Below are 19,034 nucleotides of genomic sequence, written 5' to 3'. Positions count from 1 at the left end.
GCATGACGGGGGGGGGGGCAGGCATCGCCGCGGAACAGACAACCATTATGCGATAGCCCTCCCCATTCTGGGGAGGCCCCCGGTCAACCGTCGCTGGCGCGCTCGATATCCGCGCCGACGGCGGACAGTTTCTCCTCCAGCCGCTCGTAACCGCGATCGAGGTGATAGACGCGCGCCACCGCCGTCTCGCCTTCCGCGGCGAGGCCGGCGAGGATCAGGCTCATCGATGCGCGCAGGTCGGTCGCCATCACCGGGGCGCCGACCAGGCGATCGACGCCCTTCACCAGCGCGGTGCGGCCGTGGACCTGGATGTCGGCGCCCATCCGCGCCAGTTCGGGAACGTGCATGTAGCGGTTCTCGAAGATCGTCTCGGTCAGCACGCTGGTGCCGCTGCCCAGGCACAGCATCGCCATGAACTGCGCCTGCATGTCGGTGGCGAAGCCGGGGTAGGGGGCGGTCGACAGCGTCACCGGGGCGAGCGGCGCACCGGCCTCCACCGACAGGCCGTCCGCCGTCTCGGCGACGGTCACGCCCGCCTCGCGCAGCGCGTCGATCGTCGCCTGCATGTCCGCGGCCCTGGCGCCGACCAATTCCAGGCTGCCGCCGGTGATCGCCGCGGCGCAGGCGTAGCTGCCCGCCTCGATCCGGTCGGGCATCACCGCATAGGTGGCGCCGTGCAGGGCATCGACGCCCTCGATCTCCAGCGTGTCGGTGCCGACGCCCTCGATCCGCGCGCCCATCGCGATCAGGCAGTTGCACAGGTCGACGATCTCGGGTTCGCGCGCCGCATTCTCGATCACGCTGCCGCCCTTGGCCAGCACCGCCGCCATCACGACATTCTCGGTCGCGCCGACCGACACCACGGGAAAGCGATAGCGCCCGCCGCTCAGCCGGCCACCGGGCGCCGTCGCCTTCACGTAACCCGCCGCCATCTCCAGCTCGGCGCCAATCGCCTCCAGCGCCTTGAGGTGCAGGTCGATCGGGCGGTTGCCGATCGCGCAGCCGCCGGGCAGCGACACCCGCGCCTCGCCCGCCCGCGCCAGCACCGGGCCGAGCACCAGGATCGAGGCGCGCATCTTGCGCACGATGTCGTAGGGCGCCTCGGTCGAGGTCAGCGACCCTGCGCGGATCGTCATCGTCCGGCCGAAATCCTGCGGGCTGGTGCCTTCGATCGCGGTCGAGGCGCCGAGCTGGTTGAGCAGGTGGCCGAAGCCGTCGACATCGGCCAGGCGCGGCAGGTTGCGCAGCGTCAGCGGCGCATCGGTCAGCAGCGCGCAGGGCATCAGCGTCAGCGCGGCGTTCTTCGCGCCGGAGATCGGCAGGCGGCCCGACAGGCGGTGGCCGCCACGGATAAGGATACGGTCCATGCCCACAGCGTCTAGCGCGCTGCGGGCGCGGTGCAAGGCGACAATCAGGTCAGCACGGTTGATCGATTTTAATGCAGCAATTCCCGTGGTTTGCTTACCCGGTTCAACCAACTTGGGGGAATTTGAGCGCGTGGCCAGCTGTCTCGCCGAACGTCTCGGCGAACTGATCGACCTGTCGGCGAACGAACAGGCGGCACTCGATGGGCTGGAGCAGCGCGAGCGGACGCTCCGCCGCGGCGCGGTGCTGTTGCGTGAGAACGACAAATTGCCCGAACTGTTCGTGCTGCGGCACGGCACGATGATGAGCTACGTCATCCTGCCCGACGGCAGCCGGCAGATCCTGCGCTTCCTGTTCCGCGGCGACGTGGTGGCGATGGCCGGGCTCGTCTATCGCAACTCGCCCGAGACGGTGATCGCGCTCACCGAAGTCACCGTCGCGCCGCTGGAGCGCGCCGCGCTGGCCGACCTCATCGTCGCGCATCCGCGCCTCGCGGCGCTGCTGATCGCGATCGACCAGATGGAGCGGGTCGCGCTGACCGACCGGCTCGCCGGGCTCGGCCGCACCTCGGCCAAGGCGCGGGTCGCGGCGTTGCTGATCGAGATCCGCAACCGGCTGCGCGCGATCGATCCGTCGATCGGCGACAGCTTTGCGCTCGGCCTGACGCAGGAGGAGATCGGCGACGCCACCGGCCTCACCGCGGTGCACGTCAACCGCATGCTGCGCCAGCTGGAGGACGACGGCCTGATCGCACGCGAGGGCGGCCGCTTCGCCTTCCTCAACGAAACCGCGCTCGCCCGCATGGCCTATCACGTCGATCGCGCCGCGAAGCTCGACCTCAGCTGGCTGCCCGACCCGCGCTGATCGGCCCCGGTGTGTCGCGATCGATGGGTCTCCGAAGGGCCGGCCGAAACAGGCCGTACGCCGGCGGCACGGTGCCCTTCGACAGGCTCAGGGCGAACGGCGAATGAAGCGCGCGTCGACCGGCGAATCGTCTACGCCTTCTCCAGCGTGCATTGCAGCGGATGCTGGTTCTGCCGGGCGAAATCGATGACCTGCCCGACCTTCGTCTCGGCGACTTCGTAGGAGAAGACGCCGCACACGCCGACGCCCTTCTGGTGGACGTGCAGCATGACGCGGGTCGCCTCCTCCATGTTCATGCGGAAGAAGCGTTGCAGGCACAGGACGACGAATTCCATCGGCGTGTAATCGTCGTTCAGCATCAGCACGCGATACGGGGTCGGCTGCTTGGTGCGCGTGCGCGTCTTGGTGGCGAGGCCGGTTCCGGTTCCCTCGTCCGTCCCATCGTCGCGGCGCTCGGCCATGGTGGTCGGTTCGGCTGTCATGATCGCTCGCCGAAATATGGCATCGAGGGGTGCCGGGGCAAGGGCTGCGGACAAGGAAAAGGGCGACCGCATCGCTGCGGCCGCCCTTCCTGCCTCATCGGGGCGCTGCGTGGCTTACGCGGCGACCTTCATCTTCTCGGCGGCGAGCGCGACGCGGTTCGACAGCGGCTGCGCCACTTCGCCGGCCAGCTTCAGCAGCGCTTCGGTGTTGTGCGAGGTCTGCTGCACCATCGCGTCGAACGCCTGGCGGGCATAGTCCGACTGGAGCTTCAGGAACTCGGTCGGCGACTTCACCGACGACAGCGTGCGGGCAGCGGTCGTCGCGTCCTCGAACGACTTCTTGGCGTAGGCGGCGGCGTCCTGCCCCATCGCCTCGAAACCGCGCACCGCGATCTTCGACGATTCGACCAGCGCCTCGATGTTGCCCTTGCCGAACTCGTTGGCGTCCTCGAAGAACTTCTGGCTCTTCTCGACCGCACCCTTGGCGCGCTCGGTCGCGTCGTTGAACGCGGTCTGGGTCTTGGCGGTGACGTTCTCGATCGTTTCCATGATGACTTCCTTCGCTGCGGTCGGGGTTGCCTGAAGCACGGGCGCGGGCGCGTCTTCGCGCGCGGTCGCGTCCGACGGGACGGTCGTTTCGACGGGATCGGCGAGGATCGTCGGCGGCACGACGGGTTCGGGAGGCGCGATCACCGGTTCGGCGGCGCCCGGCACGAGCGCGGGGACCGGACCGGCGGGATCGCGTTCCACCACCGGGGCCGGCACCGGGCCGGTCGGCGTGAGGGGCACGGGCTGGGCAGGCACGGGCAAGCCCACGCGCTTGGTGACGGCACGGCCGGCACGCTTGGCGGGTTTTACCGGTGGCTTGGCGACGCGGTCGTCCAACGATCCTACTCCAGCTATTATGCTGCGACGCACAATAGTGGCGATTGACGCTACGTTCAAGCGGTTTTTGTGCAGTGCAGCATGGGAGCGCTACCGGGCGCGGACATACTCCCCCGGGGCATCGCCCAGCGCCGGCAGGGCGCCTTCGCCGGGCAGCCGGGCGGCCACCGCTTCGGTGTCTTCCGCACCATGCGCGCGCAGCCAGGCCAGCCAGTCGGGCCACCAGCTGCCCTTGGTCTCGCTGGCACCGGCAACGAAGGCGTCGAGGCTGTCGACCGCAGCATCGTTGGTCCAATATTGATATTTGCCGGCCGACGGCGGGTTGACGACGCCGGCGATATGCCCCGACCCCGCCAGCACGAAGCGCAACGGGCCGCGGAACAGGTGGGTGATCTTCCACACGCTTTCCGCCGGCGCGATATGATCCTCGCGCCCCGCCTGCACGTAGGCGGGGGTGGTGACGCGGGTGAGGTCCAGCGCCTCGCCCGCCACCGACATCGCGCCCGGCTGCACCAGCAGATTGTCGCGATACAGGTCGCTTAGATAGGCGAGATGCCATTTCGACGGCAGGTTGGTGGTGTCGCCGTTCCAATGGAGCAGGTCGAAGGGCGCATAATCGGCGCCGAGCAGATAATTGTTGGTGACGTAGTTCCAGATGAGGTCGCGGCCGCGCAGCAGGTTGAACGTCGCCGCCATGTAGCGGCCGTCCAGGAACCCCTGCGGCGACAGCGCGCCGATCAGCGCCAGCTGCTCGTCCGTCACGAAGTTCTGCAACTCGCCCGCCTGCGCGAAATCGACCTGCGCGGTGAAGAAGGTGGCGGAGGCGACCTTGTCCGCCTCCCCGCGCGCGGCGAGCAGCGCCAGCGTCGCGGCGAGCGTCGTGCCCGCGACGCAATAGCCGATGGTGTGGACCGCCGGCACGCCGAGCAGCTCGCGGATCGTCTCCACCGCATCCACCTGTGCGGCGACGTAATCGTCCCACACCACGTCCTTCATGCTGGCGTCGGCGGATTTCCACGACACCATGAACACGGTGATGCCCTGTTCCACCGCCCAGCGGATGAAGCTCTTCTCGGGCGTCAGGTCGAGGATGTAGAATCGGTTGATCCAGGGCGGAAAGATCACCAGCGGCGTGGCCAGCACGCGTTCGGTGGTCGGTGCATATTGGATCAATTCGTACAGCGGCGTGCGCTTCACCACCTTGCCCGGTGTGGTGGCGAGGTTGCGGCCGACCTCGAACGCGCCCTCCGCCGTATGGGTCAGCTGGCCCTTGCCGATATCGGCCAGCATGTTCTTGAGGCCGTCGAGCAGGTTCTGGCCCTTGGTCGCGATCGTGCGCTCGACCACCTCGGGGTTGGTCAGCGGGAAATTGGACGGGCTCATCGCGTCGACCAGCCCCTTGGCGGCGAAGCGCAGTTGCTCCTTCTGCTTGTCGGACACGCCCTCCAGCGCATCGACGCCGCGCAGCATGTGGTCGGCGATGAGGTTGTAGCTGCGCCGGATCCAGTCGAACCACGGGTCGTCGCGCCACGCCGCGGCCTTGAAGCGGCGGTCGCGGGCGTCGCCCTCCGACTGCGGCGGGGCGGGCACGGCGGCGGCGGGATCGACGAAGCGCTGCCAGAGCGTCAGATTGTCCGTCCAGAAATCCTGCATCTGGCGAACGAGTTCGGGGCTGCCCACCGGCGGCACCTGCGGGGCGCCGGGCTGTGCGGCGCGGCCCATCTCCGCCATGCCGATCCCGCTTTCCATCATCATCTGCTGGGCGCGGCCCATGACCCAGGTCCAGTGCTGGAGCTGCGCGAGATCGGGCGTCGCGGCGGCGCTATCGTCGTGGAGATCGGCCATGGCATCCTCTTCCAAGGCGGGGACGATAGCCGCGCGATGCTGCGGTGGAAACCGGCATCCGCACGTCCGGTGATCCGCCGCCGCCCGGCGGCATGCAGTGCCGCGCCGGCAAAGCATTCAAATCGGAGTTAAATAAGCCCCATAATGAGTAAACGATAAGGCTATCGAAACCGATGCGGCCCTATGGCGGGTTTCCAGAAAGGATCGGTGCCGTCCATGATCGTCCGTATTGCCGTCGAGGAACTGAAGGTCGGCATGTTCGTCGATTCGATGGAATGTTCCTGGGTGGACAACCCGTTCTGGCGGCGCAGTCTGCTGATAAAGACGGACGAAGACATTGCGCGGCTGGTCGCATCGCCGGTCGCCTTCGTGTCGATCGACACCCGCAAGGGCCGCGGCACGACACTGATCCCGCATGCGGAGCGGCGCCGCGCCGGCGACACGCCGCCGCCGTCGACCGGCGGCGAACCGCCGGTCGAACGCCGCCGCCGCCGGGCCGGCCCCGCGGCCGAAACCCTGGAAGAGACGCTCGGCCGGTCCAAGCAAAGGGTGGTCGCCCTGTTCCAGGAAGCGCGCCTCGGCAAGGCGATCGCGATCGAGGCGGTGACGCCGCTGGTCGACGATATCGCGACCACGATGCAGCGCGACGCGGCGGCGATGATCAAGGGCACGCGGCTGAAGCTGAACGACGACTACACCTATCTCCACTCGATCGCCGTCTGCGCGCTGATGGTGAATTTCGCCATCCACCTGGGGCTGGGCGAGGACGAGGTGCGCGCGATCGGCGCCGCCGGGCTGCTGCACGACATCGGCAAGGCGACGACCCCCGAACATATCCTCAACAAGCCCGGCCGGCTGGAGGGCGCGGAGCTGGACGTCATGCGCCGCCATCCCGCGGCGGGGCATGCCATCCTCGGCGAACTCGGCGAGACGGCGGCGATCACCCTCGACGTCTGCCTGCACCATCACGAACGCATCGACGGCAGCGGCTATCCCGAAGGGCTGGCGGGCGATGCGGTCAGCCTCCACGCCCGCATCGCCGCGATCTGCGACGTCTATGACGCGGTCACCTCGATCAGGCCGTACAAGCGGCCCTGGTCGCCGCACGAGGCATTGGCGCAGATGCTGTCGTGGCAGGGGCATTTCGATCCCGTGCTGCTCGATGCGTTCATCGCCAATCTCGGCATCCAGCCGCTGGGGGCGCTGGTGCGGCTGCACTCCAACCGGCTCGGCATCGTCCTCGACGGTGCGGAGGACCCGACGCGGCCGCTGGTCCGCACCTTCTTCCACGTGCCCGATGCGCAGTTCGTCGGGCCGGAGGATGTCGATACGACGCGCGATCCGGTGCTGCGCAGCGAACGCGGCGACTATTGGTTCGCGGATCGCTGGGCGGAGGTGTCGGCCGACGTGCTGGCGAACCGGCTGCCGGTGCCGCTCGATGGCGGCAGCACCATCGCGATGGGGGTGCGCTGATGCTCGCCGCGGAACGGCCCGCGCCGCGCCTCACCCGCCTTGCCGCATGGTTGAAGGGGGACGAGGAGTCCGCGCCTGTCGCCGCTGCCGCCGCTGCGGCAACCGCGCCTGCTCCGGGGGGCGGGATCGCCGAGTTCCGCCGTGCCGCGGATCGCGAGACGATCGCGCGGATCGCGCAATTCCTGTGCGACCACGATCTTACGCCGACCGAGGACAATCTGCTGTTCGCACGCCGCTACGTCGTCGGTGACGACCGGCGGCTGGGCGAGGCGGTCGACGCCCGCGTCCGCGACGGGCAGCGCATCACGGCATCGTTCCTCGATGGCCTCGCCAACGGGTCCGGTGCCGATCGCCTCCGTCCGGAGGCGCTGGCCGAGTTCGCCGACATGCTCAACGCGAGCCTCGCCGAGGGCTTCCGCACGATCAGCCGATCCTGCGATTCCGCCCGCGACTACGGCGTGGCGCTGGGCAACGAGGCGCTGAACGTCGCCGCCGACCCGCAGGCGGCGATCGAGCGGCTGGTGGCGCTGACCGCAGCCGCGGTGGAACGCACGCAGGATCTCGCCGAGCGCCTGGATGCGACCCGGCGCGAAACCGGTCGCTTGCGCTCGCGCCTGCAGGCGGCACGTCGCGCGGCGGAGGAGGACCATCTGACCGGGCTGCCCAACCGGCGCAGCTTCGATGCGCGGCTGCATGCGCGGCCGGCGGAGGCGGACAAGCCGGCGCGCTGCGTCGCCCTGTGCGACATCGACGATTTCAAGCGGATCAACGACCAGCATGGCCACGACACCGGCGACCGGGTGCTGAAGCTCGTCGCCCGGCACCTCAAGCTCGCGCTCGGCAGCGATGTGCTGGTCGCGCGCCACGGCGGCGAGGAATTCGCCTGCCTGTTCGAAGGCCATACGCTGCATGCCGCCCGCCATGCGCTCGACGGCGCGCGCGAGGCGCTGGGCGAACGCCGCTTCGTCGACCAGAGCACCGGCGTCTGCATCGGCCGGATCACCTTCTCGGCGGGGATCGCACCGGTCGAGGCGGAGCCGCGCGAGGCGATGCGCACCGCCGATGCCGCGCTCTATGCCGCCAAGCGTGCCGGCAAGGACCGGGTGATGGTGGTGGCGGGCCAACCGAGCGGGTGATCCGCCAAAGCTAAATTTGTTTTCTTTATTGCCGGCCCGGCTTAGCATCCTCTCACACCATGACATATGGGGGGAGGGGGCGGATGCTCGATCGACGGAGGATGATGGCGCTGGGGATGGCCGGCCTTGCCACGGGGCCGGCGCTCGCCCGGCCGGCGACGGCGCCGGCGCATACGCTCAGCAACGCGCAGGCGACGCGGGAGGCGCGGACGCTCTATGCCTGGCTGTGGAGCCAGTACGGCCGGCACACGCTGACCGGCCAACAGGAACAGGGCTATAATCCGGAAGGGGCGCAGCGCGAGCTCGCCTATCTCCAGCAGGTGACCGGGCGGCAGCCGGCGATCCTCGGCCTCGATTACATCGACCCGCGCGACGACGACGGCGTCACCGCCCGCGCGCTCGCCTGGGCGCGCAGCGGCGGCATCGTCACCCTGTGCTGGCATTGGGGCGCGCCGGATATCGGCACCGGCTATGAGAATTCGAAGAAGGACTTCGACGTCGCCGCCGCCTTGCGCGCCGGCACGCCGCAGAACCGGCTGATGCTGGCGCAGATGGATCATGTCGCCGCGCTGCTGAAGCGGTTGCAGGCGGCGCGGGTGCCGGTGCTGTGGCGGCCGTTCCACGAATTCAGCGGCGACTGGTTCTGGTGGGGCAAGCACGGGCCGGATGCGTTCAAGGCCCTGTGGCGGCTGATGTACGATCGCTACAGGCGGCTGCACGGGCTCGATCACCTGATCTGGGTGCTCGGCTGGGCGGGGCAGAACGTCGATCCGGCCTATTACCCCGGCCGCGCCACCGTCGATATCGCGGGCGCCGACATCTACGTCGCCGACCATGGCAATCTGGCGCCGATGTTCGGCCAGGTGAAGGCGATCGTCGGCGACACCGTGCCGATCTGCCTGCACGAAAACGGGCCGGTGCCCGATCCGGCGCTGCTCGGGCCGCAGGCGGACTGGCTGTGGTTCATGACCTGGCATACCCGCTGGCTGACCGGCGCGGACCAGAATACGCCGGACCAGCTCAAGCGCTATTTCGCCTCGGACCGCTATCTGACCAGGGACGAACTGCCCGCGATGCTGAGGGCGCCGCGATGATCGCCGCCTTGCTCCTCGCCGCCGTCGCCATCACCGTCACCCCCGCGCCGGCGCGGACCGCCGCTGGCGCGGCCTTGCCGCTGCGCATCGGCGGCCGTGCCGAGCGGGTCGCCGACGGCTGGCGCCGGCAATGGCCCGGCACCTATTTCGAAGGCGCGTTCCGGGGCCGGCAGGCGCTGCTGCGCGTCGGGCCGGGGGAGGTGATCCTGCACGTGCTGGTCGATGGCCGGCCGGCGGCGACGCTGGTGAAGCCGGCGCCCGGCCTGTACCGCGTCGCCGGCCTGTCCGCCGGCCGCCACGTGCTGCGCGTCGAGGTGGCGAGCGAAAGCCAGGCCGCACCGACGACCTTCGGCGGATTGTTCGCCGATGCCGGCACCACGCCGCTCGCCGCTCCGCCGCCGCTGCCCCGCCGAATCGAATTCATCGGCGATTCGCACACCGTCGGCTATGGCAACACCGCAGGCACGCGCGACTGCACGCAGGATCAGGTGTGGGCGACCACCGACACCTCGCAGGGGATCGCCGGCGTCACCGCCCGCCGCTACGGCGCGGATTATCGCGTGCATGCGATCTCCGGCCGGGGCGTCGTGCGCAACTATGCAGGGTTCGCCGCGGACAAGGTGCCCGATGCCTATCCCTATGTGCTGTTCGACAAGGCGCAGGCGGCGGACACCGCCGGCTGGGATCCGCAGCTGATCGTCATCGCGCTCGGCACCAACGATTTCTCCACCGCCCTCAAGCCCGGCGAGCCGTGGAAGGACCGCGACGCGCTGCACGCCGATTACGAGGCGCGCTACATGACGTTCATCCGCACGCTGCGCGCCCGGCACCCCCATGCCCAAGTGCTGCTCTGGGCGACCGATTTTGCCGATGGCGAGATCGCGGCGGAGGAGCGCCGCGTCGTCGCGCGGCTGACCGCCGCCGGGATGCGCGACATGGGCTTCGTCGCCGCGCCCCGGCTGGCGCTGAACGCCTGCCATGCGCACCCCTCCGTGGCCGACGACCGCCTGATCTCCGATGCGATCGCCCGCTACGTCGATGCGCATCCGGCGATCTGGCGACGGTGAGGACGCACCGTCCGGAGGAATTGAAGTGGTTAAAGAGGTCGGGCGCGCGTAGAACCCGTGCGTCAACTACAAGGTGACCCATGTCCGACGACTTCTACCGCATCAAGCGCCTGCCGCCCTATGTCATCGCCGAAGTCAACGGCATGCGGGCCGCGGCGCGTGCGGCGGGGGAGGATATCATCGACCTCGGCATGGGCAATCCGGACCTGCCGCCGCCCGAGCATGTGCTTGAGAAGCTGATCGAAGTCACCCGCAAGCCCGATGCGCACGGCTATTCGCAGTCCAAGGGGATTCCCGGCCTGCGCCGCGCCCAGGCCAATTACTACGGCCGCCGATTCGGCGTCGACCTCGATCCCGAGACGGAGGTCGTCGTCACCATGGGTTCCAAGGAAGGATTGGCCAGCCTGGCCACCGCGATCACCGCGCCCGGCGACGTGGTGCTGGCGCCCAACCCGTCCTATCCCATCCACACCTTCGGCTTCATCATCGCCGGGGCGACGATCCGCGCCGTGCCGACGACGCCCGACGATGCCTATTTCGAAAGCCTCGAACGCGCGATGGCCTTCACCGTGCCGCGCCCGTCGGTGCTGGTCGTCAACTATCCGTCCAATCCGACCGCGGAGGCGGTGGATCTCGCCTTCTACGAACGCCTCGTCGCCTGGGCGCGCGAGAACAAGGTGTGGATCATCTCCGACCTCGCCTATTCCGAACTCTATTACGACGGCCATCCGACCCCCTCGATCCTGCAGGTGAAGGGGGCGAAGGACGTCGCGGTCGAATTTACCTCGCTCAGCAAGACCTACAGCATGGCGGGCTGGCGGATCGGCTTCGCGGTCGGCAACAAGACGCTGATCGCGGCGATGACGCGGGTGAAATCCTACCTCGATTACGGCGCCTTCACCCCGATCCAGGCCGCCGCCTGCGCTGCCCTCAATGGCCCGCAGGATATCGTCGAGAAGAACCGGCAGCTCTATCACAAGCGCCGCGACGTGCTGGTCGAAAGCTTCGGCAGGGCCGGGTGGGACATCCCCTCTCCCCGTGCGAGCATGTTCGCCTGGGCGCCGCTGCCGCCGGCGGTGGCGCATCTAGGCAGCCTTGAGTTCAGCAAACAATTGCTGACGTGCGCGCAGGTCGCGGTGGCCCCAGGGGTGGGCTACGGCGAGAATGGAGAAGGCTTCGTGCGCATCGCATTGGTCGAGAACGAGCAGCGGCTGCGCCAGGCGGCGCGCAACGTGAAGCGCTACCTCCAGTCGATGGGGGTCAATACGCCCGGCCAGGCGTCGGGCCAGAAAGCGGGCTGAGCGCCCGCGGGCGCATCGTCGGATGACGATCGAACCCCTGTATTCGCTCGCCGGCGTGGCCGTCGGCGTCCTCGTCGGGCTGACCGGGGTCGGCGGCGGCTCGCTGATGACGCCGATCCTGGTGCTCGCCTTCGGCTTCCACCCGGCGACGGCGGTCGGCACCGACCTGCTCTATGCCGCCGCGACCAAGACGGTCGGTACCACCGTGCACGGCTGGCGGGGCACGCTGGACTGGCGGATCGTGCGCCGGCTGGCGCTGGGCAGCGTGCCGACGACGATCCTGACGCTGCTGCTGCTCGGCCGGGCGAGCGAGCATTCCTCGGGCACGCAGCACCTGCTCGCCACCCTGCTCGGCGGCGTGCTGGTGGTGTCGGCGGTGGCGACGCTGCTGCGCCACCGCATCGTCGCCGCGCTGACCCCGCGGCTCGGCGAGACGGAGGCACGCGAACCGGTGGCGCTCACCGTGCTGCTCGGCGCGATCCTCGGCGTGCTGGTGTCGCTGACCTCGGTCGGCGCGGGCGCGCTGGGCATGACCGCGCTGCTCGTCCTCTATCCGCGCCACCCGCTGAAGAGCCTGGTCGGCGCCGATATCGCGCATGCGGTGCCGCTCACCCTGCTCGCCGGCATCGGCCACTGGCTGCTCGGCTCGGTCGATATCGGCCTGCTCGGCTCGCTGCTGATCGGCTCGATCCCCGGCATCGTCATCGGCAGCCTGCTCGCCGGCACCCTGCGCGAGGCGGCGCTACGCCCGATCCTGGCGACCGTACTGGCGATCGTCGGCGTCAAACTGCTGATGTGAGGCGAAGCCTCGACGCCTCCAACCTTCGGAATGACGGCGGATCATGCCTCCCGAGCCACCTCGTCGGGCAAGGCCCAGATCAGGTCGCCCTTCTCCAGCACGCGGCCGTCATGCGCATGGACGGCGACCGGCGCGATCGGCCGGCGGTCGCGTGTGTCGACCAGGATGGGGAAGGCCGGCACGCCCAGTTCCCAGCGCTCGCCCCATTGCCTCAGCGCGATCATCGTCGGCAGCAGCGCATGCCCCTTTTCGGTCAGCGTGTAGCGGATCTTGCGCCGGTCGTCGGGCATCGGCTCGCGTTGCAGGATGCCATGATCGACCAGCCGCCCCAGCCGATTGGCGAGGATGTTGCGCGCGATGCCCAGCTCGCCCTGGAATTCCTCGAAATGGTGCAGCCCGTTGAAGGCGGCGCGCAGGATCAGGAACGCCCAGCGCTCGCCCATCGCCTCCAGCGCGGCGGGCAGGCTGCATTCGCGCAACGTTTCGCGCAGTTTCGGGCGCTCGGCCGGTGTCGCCATGATGATCCTTCTCGAAGGGGCGCAACCTAACCCAAAACCGGCAGGACATAGAGCGGTTTATAAGTTTCAGGTTGCAACCTGAAACCTATAGCGCTAGGCGGCGGCATCGCAACCACAAAGGTTCGGGAGGACCGGTCATGAAGCTTTTCGCCACGCTCGCGCTCGCCATCGCCACCCTGTTCGGCTCCGCCGCCGCGGCGGCCCCTGCCGACGTCTATGTCGCCACGCCCGCCGCGGCGTCGGACAAGTCGACCTTCATCACCCGCTCCACGGTGTGGCGCCAGCAGAACGGCACCTTCGTCGCCGGCCAGGCGCCCGAGCGCCCCGCCGTGCTGTGCGAACTGGTGGTGCGCCAGGTCGGCGAACTCAGCAGCTTCACCGTCGCCGGCACGGCCTATGACGCCGACAAGCTCGCCAAGTGCAACGCCAAGGCGAAGAGGGCCTGATCGCGCCATCCCCCGGCGCGCGCACAAAAGCGCGCGCCGGTGCCAACAATGGGTTGCAAAGCGGTAGGCGCCTCGCCCATGTGTCGGGGGTGCTACGGCAATATGAACTGGTCGACCGGGTGCTCGACTACGATCCGGGTGCCGATGAGGCATTGCTCAACCGCGCCTACGTCTTTTCGATGCAGGCGCACGGGAGCCAGAAGCGGGCGAGCGGCGACCCCTATTTCAGCCATCCGATCGAGGTGGCGGGCATCCTCACCGACCTGAGGCTGGACGACGAGACGATCGCCACCGCGATCCTCCACGACACGGTTGAGGATACCGTCGCGACCTCCGAGGAGATCGAGCGCGTCTTCGGCGGCAACGTCGCGCGGCTGGTCGACGGCGTCACCAAATTGTCCAAGATCGAGGCGCAGAGCGAGAACGAGCGCGCCGCCGAGAACCTGCGCAAGTTCCTGCTCGCGATGTCCGACGACATCCGCGTGCTGCTGGTCAAGCTCGCCGACCGCCTGCACAACATGCGCACGCTCCATCACATCCCCAAGCCCGAGAAGCGGCGGCGGATCGCGAAGGAGACGATGGACATCTACGCGCCCCTCGCCGAGCGGATCGGCATGTACGAGTTCATGAAGGAGATGCAGACGCTCGCCTTCGAACAGCTCGAACCCGAGGCGTATGAATCGATCACCCGGCGGCTCGACCAGCTGAAGACCGGCGGCGGCGACCGCATTGCCAAGATCGCCTCCGGCCTCAAGCTGCTGCTCGGCCGGGCCGGGGTGGACGCGCAGGTGTCGGGCCGCGAAAAGCATCCCTATTCGATCTGGCGCAAGATGAGCGAGCGCCACATCAGCTTCGAGCAGCTTAGCGACATCATGGCGTTCCGCGCGATCGTGCCGACGATTGAGGATTGCTACGCGACGCTCGGCATCATCCATCGCCGCTGGCCGATGGTGCCGGGGCGGTTCAAGGACTATATCTCGACGCCGAAGCGCAACGGCTATCGTTCGCTGCACACCAGCGTGATCCACGCCGACAATGCGCGCATCGAGATCCAGATTCGCACGCCCGAGATGCATGCGGAGGCCGAATTCGGCCTCGCCGCGCATTGGGCATATAAGGAAAAGAAGGTCCGCGCCGACAGCCAGCACAGCTGGATCGCCGACCTCGTCGAGATCCTGGAAACCGCGGGCAGCCCCGAAGAGCTGCTCGAACACACCCGCATGGCGATGTACCAGGATCGCATCTTCGCCTTCACGCCCAAGGGCGAGCTGATCCAGCTGCCCAAGGGCGCGACGCCGATCGACTTCGCCTATGCCGTGCACACCGATCTGGGCGACCAGGCGGTCGGCGCCAAGATCAACGGCCGCGTCGTGCCGCTGTCGACCGTGATCGAGAACGGCGACCAGGTGCAGGTGCTGCGTTCCAAGGGGCAGGTGCCGCAGCCGGGCTGGCTCAACTTCGCGATCACGGGCAAGGCGCTGGCCGGCATCCGCCGCCACCTGCGCCACAGCGAGCGCGCCGAGCTGATCGCTTTGGGGCGCAAGCTGTACGAGGACATCGTCCGCCGCCTGCCCGCGCAACTCGGCGCCGACGCGCTCGACCATGCGCTGTCGCGGCTGAAGCTGCCCGACGAGGCGGCGCTGATGGCGGCGATCGCGCGGCGCACATTGTCCGATGCGGCGGTGATGGAGGCGCTGATGCCGGGCTCGGCGGGCGCGGACGTCGCGCTGCTCGCGCCGCAATCCACCGCCATCTCGATCAAGGGATTGACGCCGGGGGTGGCCTTCGACCTCGCCGAATGCTGCCACCCGGTGCCGGGCGACCGCATCGTCGGCCTGCGCCGGCCCGATGCGGGGATCGAGGTGCATGCGATCGACTGTTCGGTGCTCGCCGAACTCGCCGAACGCGGCGCCGACGAAACCGACTGGGTCGACGTCGACTGGGGCGACAAGAGCGACGGCGCGGTGGCGCGCATTTCCGTGCAGGTGAAGAACGAACCCGGCGCACTCGGCATCGTCTCGACGATCATCGGCGCGCATCGGGCCAATATCATCGCGCTCCGCCTCGACACCCGCGATTCCATCTTCCACACCAACGTCATCGACGTCGAGGTCCACGACATCCACCAGCTGATGCGCCTGATCGCCGCCCTGCGCGCGGCGGACGCGGTGAATGCGGTGGAGCGGGTCTGACGGGGCGAGGTCAACGTGCCCGAGCGGCGAAGCGCTGCAGCCTCCACGGTTGAGCGTCGAACCTGACCCGTTCGCCCTGAGCCTGTCGAAGGGCACCGTGCCGCAAGCGAACTGCCCGTGGCAGTCCCGCCCTTCGACAGGCTCAGGGCGAACGGAAAGGTACGAACCGTATTTATGGCTCGATCCCCTGGATCCGTTCGCTTTGATCCTGTCGAAGCACAGGTGAGACTCAGGCCTTCACAGCGCCTTCCTCAGCCGCCCAGCCCGATCACGCTGATCTGCCGCCCGTAATCCGCCTCGCCGCGATGCGTCGCCCGGCGGAAGCTGAAGAAGCGGTCGTCCTGCGCATAGGTATCCAGCCCCAGCGCCTCGACGCGGGTCACGCCCGCGGCGGCGAGCCGGTGCGCGACATAGGCTTCGAGGTCGAACTGGTGATGCCCCGCCCGACCATCGGCGAAGAAGCGATCGTTGGCCGGATCGGCCGCGGCGAAGGTCGCGAGGAACGCGTCGTCGACCTCGTAGGAGGCGCGCGCGATGCAGGGGCCGATCGCGGCGACGATCCGGTCGCGCCGTGCGCCGATCCGCTCCATCGCGTCGAGCGTCGCGTCGGTGACGCCGCCCAGCGCCCCCTTCCATCCCGCATGCGCCGCACCGACGACGCCGGCGGCGGGGTCGGCAAACAGCACCGGGGCGCAATCGGCGGTCAGGATGCCCAGCAACAGCCCCGGCCGGTCGGTGACCAGCGCGTCGGCATGCGGGCGGGCGTCGTGCTCATAGGCAGCGTCGATGACGACCGCCGTTGCAGAATGCACCTGATACAGCGTGCAGAGCGCCGCGCCCGGTAACGTCGCGGCTATCACCCGACGCCGGTTTTCGGCGATCCAGTCATCCACCTCTTGTGATCTTCGCCCGAGGTCGAGGCTTGCAAAGAGGCCCTCCGACACGCCCCCGCGCCGGCCGAGGAAGCCATGCGCCACGCCATCCAGCCCACGCGCGCGGATCACGTCGACGCTCACAGCTGCAACCGCATCAGGTGATCCTCGTCGGGATGATTGCCGACCATGAAGGTATACAGCCCGACCTCCTCGAACCCGTAGCGTTCGTAGAAGCGCCGCGCCCGCACATTGTCGACATAGACCGACAGGAACAGCTCCGCCGCACCACGCGCGCGCGCGGTGGCGATCACCCGGTCCATCATCCGCGCGGCGAGCCCGCTGCCCTGCTGCCCGGCGGTGAGGTACAATTGCCGCAACTCGATCATCGGCCCCGCCGGCGTCACCGGTAGCGAATGCGGCCCCAGCTTGGCGAACCCCACCGCGGCCCCATCCTCTTCCGCCAGCAGGAAGGCGAAGGCAGGATCGGCCAGTTCGGCGCGCCAACGCTCCAGCGTCAACCCGTCGAGGAAGCTGGCAAGGTCGGCGGGATCGTAGAGGTGGCCGAAGGTCGCGGTGAAACAGTCCGCCATCAGCGCGGCGATCACCTCCGCATCGGCGACCGTGGGCGTGCGCAGCGCGGCGGTCATGCGCCGAACCCCGCCGGCACCGGCCAGTCGCGATGCGTCACCGCCAAGGCCTTGAACAGCGTCCCCATGTCGCCCATCAGCCGCGCACGATCGGCGAGCAGCGCCTCCGCGCGCTCGGGCGCGGCGCGGGCGAGCGCGGCGGCGCGCTGGTCGATGCCGAGCTGGCCGAGCAGGTCGCGCTGCGTCACCGGTCCCCAGGCGGCCGCGCCGTTCGCCTGTGCCGCCGCGGCCAGCGTGGTGAAGTCGACATGCGCGGACAGGTCGTTCTCCCCCGGCGCCTCGAACGGGTTGGCGAAGCCATGGCCGCGCACCGCCTGCAGCGTGTCGCCCAGCGCCGGCCCCTCATAGCCGTAATCCACCGCCAGCATCGCGCCGCCCTGCGCGGCGATGCGCCGGCCGAGCGCCGCCATGACGCCGACGCCCGCCGGTGCGATCTCCAGCACCGATCCGGCGGGCGCGTCGCGCAGCGGCTCGGGCAGCACTTCCAGCGGCACCGGCTTGCCCGCGATCGGCAGGAACAGCGTGTCCTGGCAGGCGACCAGCCGCTCGTGCCAGCCGTCTCCCCGGCGGATCAATTGGCGGATCGGCAGCGCGTCGAAGAATTCGTTGGCGACGACGATCAGTGGCCGATCGCCGGGCAGCGTGTCGACGCCATCGTGCCACGTCGCATCCGGCACCCGCTCCGCCTGCGCCGCGCGCAGCATCGGGCTCGTCTCGACGAAATGCACCGCGGGGGTCAGCCCGGCCTTGGCCATCGCGCGGCCGGCATCGGCGGCCAGCGTGCCGCGGCCTGGCCCCAGTTCTACCCACGCGACCTCCGGCCGCCCCGCCCGGTCCCACAGGTCGGCGCACCACAGGCCGACGAGTTCGCCGAACATCTGGCTGATCTCCGGCGCGGTGACGAAATCGCCGCCCGCGCCGAAGGGATCGCGGGTCGCGTAATAATGCGCGTTGGCCGCCGCCATGAATTGCGACACCGGCATCGGCCCGGCGAGCGTGATCGCGCGGGCGAGGCGGTCGGAAAGGGAGGCTTCGGTCATGGCGCCGCGTTACGCCACGCTCTGCGTCCCCGCGATCGGCTCCACGCGGGTGCGGCGGCCGGGCGCGGTCAGCATCAGGTACAGGCCGCCGGCGATCATCGGCAGGCACAGCCACTGGCCCATGTGGATATGGGTCGCCTCGATGAAGGTGCCGCGGAACTGCGCGTCGGGTTCGCGGAAGAATTCGACCACGAACCGCGCGATGCCATAGCCCAGCACGAACAGGCCGACGAGGCGGCCCGGCTGGTAGCGCGCCTTGGTCTTCCAGAAGGCGAACCACATGACCGCGAACAGCAGCACGCCTTCAAGGGCGGCTTCGTACAGCTGGCTGGGGTGGCGCGCCGGCTCGGCCACGCCATAGGGGACGGTGCGCTCGAACACGATGGCCCAGGGCACGTCGGCCGGCTTGCCCCACAATTCGCCGTTCACGAAATTGGCGAGCCGGCCGAAGAACAGGCCGAAGGGGACGCAAGCGGCGATGTAGTCGTGCACCCGCAGCCAGTCGAGCTTGTGCTTGCGGGCGAACAGGATCAGCCCCAGCGAGGTGCCGATCACCCCGCCGTGGAAGCTCATGCCGCCGTCCCACAGGCGGAAGATGCGCAAGGGATGCAGGAACATGTCCGGCGCGTAGAACAGCACGTAGCCGATCCGCCCGCCCAGGATGATGCCCAGCGTCGCGTAGAAGACGAGGTCGTCGGCATGCCGGCGCGCCATCGGCGCCCCCGGCTGCGCCAGCAGCTTCAGCAGATACCACCAGCCGATGACGATGCCGGCGATATAGGCGAGGCTGTACCAGCGCAGCGTGAAGAAGCCGATCGAGAAGACGTCGGGGTGCAGCCCCAGGTCGGCGAAGCGGATATGGCCGCCGCCGGCAGCCGCGGCGGCGGGTACGGCGGTTTGGGCGGCAGCGGCGAGCAACGGCAGGATCAAGGCTTTTCCCTTTGATTTGCCGCCTGCATAGTGGCGCAAAGGCACAAGACCAAGCCCAAGACCGGAACGTGATGG

18 protein-coding genes are annotated in these 19,034 nt (G+C 69.0%); 9 read left to right on the top strand and 9 right to left on the bottom strand.

Going from position 1 to position 19,034, the window contains the following annotated elements; translation table 11 throughout:
- Positions 1-83: 83 nt before the first annotated feature.
- Positions 84-1,367, bottom strand: coding sequence for a UDP-N-acetylglucosamine 1-carboxyvinyltransferase (gene murA, locus ACTZQ5_RS02560; RefSeq protein WP_443583582.1), 1,284 nt, complete (start codon positions 1,365-1,367; stop codon positions 84-86).
- Between the two features lie 130 nt (positions 1,368-1,497).
- On the opposite strand from murA, the gene ACTZQ5_RS02555 reads away from it, so the two are divergent.
- On the top strand, positions 1,498-2,229 hold the full coding sequence (locus tag ACTZQ5_RS02555) for a Crp/Fnr family transcriptional regulator (protein WP_443583581.1): 732 nt from the start codon (positions 1,498-1,500) through the stop codon (positions 2,227-2,229).
- 131 nt (positions 2,230-2,360) lie between these two features.
- Here ACTZQ5_RS02555 and clpS read toward each other — a convergent pair whose 3' ends face one another.
- The 3 genes from clpS to ACTZQ5_RS02540 all read right to left on the bottom strand — a co-directional run bounded on the left by clpS (position 2,361) and on the right by ACTZQ5_RS02540 (position 5,441).
- Entirely contained in the window at positions 2,361-2,690 is a 330-nt protein-coding gene (clpS, locus tag ACTZQ5_RS02550; RefSeq protein ID WP_443583705.1) for an ATP-dependent Clp protease adapter ClpS, read from the bottom strand.
- A gap of 135 nt (positions 2,691-2,825) precedes the next feature.
- Positions 2,826-3,596, bottom strand: coding sequence for a phasin family protein (locus tag ACTZQ5_RS02545; protein WP_443583580.1), 771 nt, complete (start codon positions 3,594-3,596; stop codon positions 2,826-2,828).
- Positions 3,597-3,686: 90 nt separating this feature from the next.
- Positions 3,687-5,441, bottom strand: a complete 1,755-nt coding sequence (locus ACTZQ5_RS02540; RefSeq protein ID WP_443583579.1) for a PHA/PHB synthase family protein — start codon at positions 5,439-5,441, stop codon at positions 3,687-3,689.
- Between the two features lie 216 nt (positions 5,442-5,657).
- On the opposite strand from ACTZQ5_RS02540, the gene ACTZQ5_RS02535 reads away from it, so the two are divergent.
- The 6 genes from ACTZQ5_RS02535 to ACTZQ5_RS02510 all read left to right on the top strand — a co-directional run bounded on the left by ACTZQ5_RS02535 (position 5,658) and on the right by ACTZQ5_RS02510 (position 12,311).
- On the top strand, positions 5,658-6,914 hold the full coding sequence (locus tag ACTZQ5_RS02535) for an HD-GYP domain-containing protein (protein WP_443583578.1): 1,257 nt from the start codon (positions 5,658-5,660) through the stop codon (positions 6,912-6,914).
- Complete coding sequence (locus ACTZQ5_RS02530; RefSeq protein ID WP_443583577.1) at positions 6,914-8,050, top strand: GGDEF domain-containing protein; 1,137 nt, start codon at positions 6,914-6,916, stop codon at positions 8,048-8,050. Before ACTZQ5_RS02535 ends, ACTZQ5_RS02530 begins: the two co-directional genes overlap by 1 nt.
- An 83-nt stretch (positions 8,051-8,133) precedes the next feature.
- Positions 8,134-9,144 (top strand): glycosyl hydrolase, encoded by a 1,011-nt coding sequence (locus tag ACTZQ5_RS02525; RefSeq protein ID WP_443583576.1) that lies wholly within the window; start codon positions 8,134-8,136, stop codon positions 9,142-9,144.
- Positions 9,141-10,211 carry an SGNH/GDSL hydrolase family protein gene (locus tag ACTZQ5_RS02520; protein ID WP_443583575.1) on the top strand — a complete coding sequence of 357 codons (1,071 nt, stop codon included), beginning with the start codon at positions 9,141-9,143 and terminating at the stop codon, positions 10,209-10,211. Before ACTZQ5_RS02525 ends, ACTZQ5_RS02520 begins: the two co-directional genes overlap by 4 nt.
- A gap of 80 nt (positions 10,212-10,291) precedes the next feature.
- Complete coding sequence (locus ACTZQ5_RS02515) at positions 10,292-11,512, top strand: LL-diaminopimelate aminotransferase (RefSeq protein WP_443583574.1); 1,221 nt, start codon at positions 10,292-10,294, stop codon at positions 11,510-11,512.
- 22 nt (positions 11,513-11,534) lie between these two features.
- A complete protein-coding gene (locus tag ACTZQ5_RS02510; protein WP_443583573.1) occupies positions 11,535-12,311 on the top strand; it encodes a sulfite exporter TauE/SafE family protein in 777 nt (258 codons plus the stop codon).
- Positions 12,312-12,352: 41 nt separating this feature from the next.
- Here ACTZQ5_RS02510 and ACTZQ5_RS02505 read toward each other — a convergent pair whose 3' ends face one another.
- On the bottom strand, positions 12,353-12,829 hold the full coding sequence (locus tag ACTZQ5_RS02505) for a winged helix-turn-helix transcriptional regulator (protein WP_443583572.1): 477 nt from the start codon (positions 12,827-12,829) through the stop codon (positions 12,353-12,355).
- A 137-nt stretch (positions 12,830-12,966) separates the two neighbouring features.
- Here ACTZQ5_RS02505 and ACTZQ5_RS02500 point away from each other — a divergent pair, with 137 nt between their 5' ends.
- Positions 12,967-13,275: a CC_3452 family protein gene (locus ACTZQ5_RS02500; protein ID WP_443583571.1), complete on the top strand. Its 309-nt coding sequence runs from the start codon at positions 12,967-12,969 to the stop codon at positions 13,273-13,275.
- Positions 13,276-13,364: 89 nt separating this feature from the next.
- A complete protein-coding gene (locus tag ACTZQ5_RS02495) occupies positions 13,365-15,467 on the top strand; it encodes a RelA/SpoT family protein (protein ID WP_443583570.1) in 2,103 nt (700 codons plus the stop codon).
- 251 nt (positions 15,468-15,718) lie between these two features.
- Here ACTZQ5_RS02495 and pgeF read toward each other — a convergent pair whose 3' ends face one another.
- Genes pgeF through lgt form a run of 4 tightly spaced genes read right to left on the bottom strand, consistent with a single transcriptional unit; the run spans position 15,719 to position 18,959 of the window.
- The gene (gene pgeF, locus ACTZQ5_RS02490) at positions 15,719-16,483 is read right to left on the bottom strand and encodes a peptidoglycan editing factor PgeF (RefSeq protein WP_443583569.1); all 765 of its coding nucleotides are present in this window, start codon (positions 16,481-16,483) and stop codon (positions 15,719-15,721) included.
- Positions 16,480-16,989, bottom strand: a complete 510-nt coding sequence (locus ACTZQ5_RS02485; protein ID WP_443583568.1) for a GNAT family N-acetyltransferase — start codon at positions 16,987-16,989, stop codon at positions 16,480-16,482. The genes pgeF and ACTZQ5_RS02485 overlap by 4 nt, the downstream gene beginning before the upstream one ends.
- A complete protein-coding gene (locus ACTZQ5_RS02480; protein ID WP_443583567.1) occupies positions 16,986-18,029 on the bottom strand; it encodes a class I SAM-dependent methyltransferase in 1,044 nt (347 codons plus the stop codon). Before ACTZQ5_RS02480 ends, ACTZQ5_RS02485 begins: the two co-directional genes overlap by 4 nt.
- A 9-nt stretch (positions 18,030-18,038) precedes the next feature.
- Positions 18,039-18,959, bottom strand: coding sequence for a prolipoprotein diacylglyceryl transferase (gene lgt, locus ACTZQ5_RS02475; protein WP_443583566.1), 921 nt, complete (start codon positions 18,957-18,959; stop codon positions 18,039-18,041).
- Between the last annotated feature and the right edge of the window lie 75 nt (positions 18,960-19,034).

This window comes from Sphingomonas cellulosilytica (assembly GCF_052321755.1).
Lineage (GTDB): Bacteria > Pseudomonadota > Alphaproteobacteria > Sphingomonadales > Sphingomonadaceae > Sphingomonas.
The sequence above is the reverse complement of the archived record's forward strand: the minus strand, read 5'-3'. Positions and strand labels throughout refer to the sequence as shown.

Bases quoted from the DNA above. Each gene is read 5' to 3' on its own strand.
- clpS (WP_443583705.1), bottom strand. From the start codon at position 2,690: ATGGCCGAGCGCCGCGACGATGGGACGGACGAGGGAACCGGAACCGGC.
- ACTZQ5_RS02485 (WP_443583568.1), bottom strand. From the start codon at position 16,989: ATGACCGCCGCGCTGCGCACGCCCACGGTCGCCGATGCGGAGGTGATC.
- ACTZQ5_RS02535 (WP_443583578.1), top strand. From the start codon at position 5,658: ATGATCGTCCGTATTGCCGTCGAGGAACTGAAGGTCGGCATGTTCGTC.
- ACTZQ5_RS02525 (WP_443583576.1), top strand. From the start codon at position 8,134: ATGCTCGATCGACGGAGGATGATGGCGCTGGGGATGGCCGGCCTTGCC.
- murA (WP_443583582.1), bottom strand. From the start codon at position 1,367: ATGGACCGTATCCTTATCCGTGGCGGCCACCGCCTGTCGGGCCGCCTG.
- ACTZQ5_RS02530 (WP_443583577.1), top strand. From the start codon at position 6,914: ATGCTCGCCGCGGAACGGCCCGCGCCGCGCCTCACCCGCCTTGCCGCA.
- ACTZQ5_RS02540 (WP_443583579.1), bottom strand. From the start codon at position 5,441: ATGGCCGATCTCCACGACGATAGCGCCGCCGCGACGCCCGATCTCGCG.
- ACTZQ5_RS02480 (WP_443583567.1), bottom strand. From the start codon at position 18,029: ATGACCGAAGCCTCCCTTTCCGACCGCCTCGCCCGCGCGATCACGCTC.
- ACTZQ5_RS02505 (WP_443583572.1), bottom strand. From the start codon at position 12,829: ATGGCGACACCGGCCGAGCGCCCGAAACTGCGCGAAACGTTGCGCGAA.
- ACTZQ5_RS02510 (WP_443583573.1), top strand. From the start codon at position 11,535: ATGACGATCGAACCCCTGTATTCGCTCGCCGGCGTGGCCGTCGGCGTC.
- ACTZQ5_RS02520 (WP_443583575.1), top strand. From the start codon at position 9,141: ATGATCGCCGCCTTGCTCCTCGCCGCCGTCGCCATCACCGTCACCCCC.
- ACTZQ5_RS02500 (WP_443583571.1), top strand. From the start codon at position 12,967: ATGAAGCTTTTCGCCACGCTCGCGCTCGCCATCGCCACCCTGTTCGGC.
- ACTZQ5_RS02515 (WP_443583574.1), top strand. From the start codon at position 10,292: ATGTCCGACGACTTCTACCGCATCAAGCGCCTGCCGCCCTATGTCATC.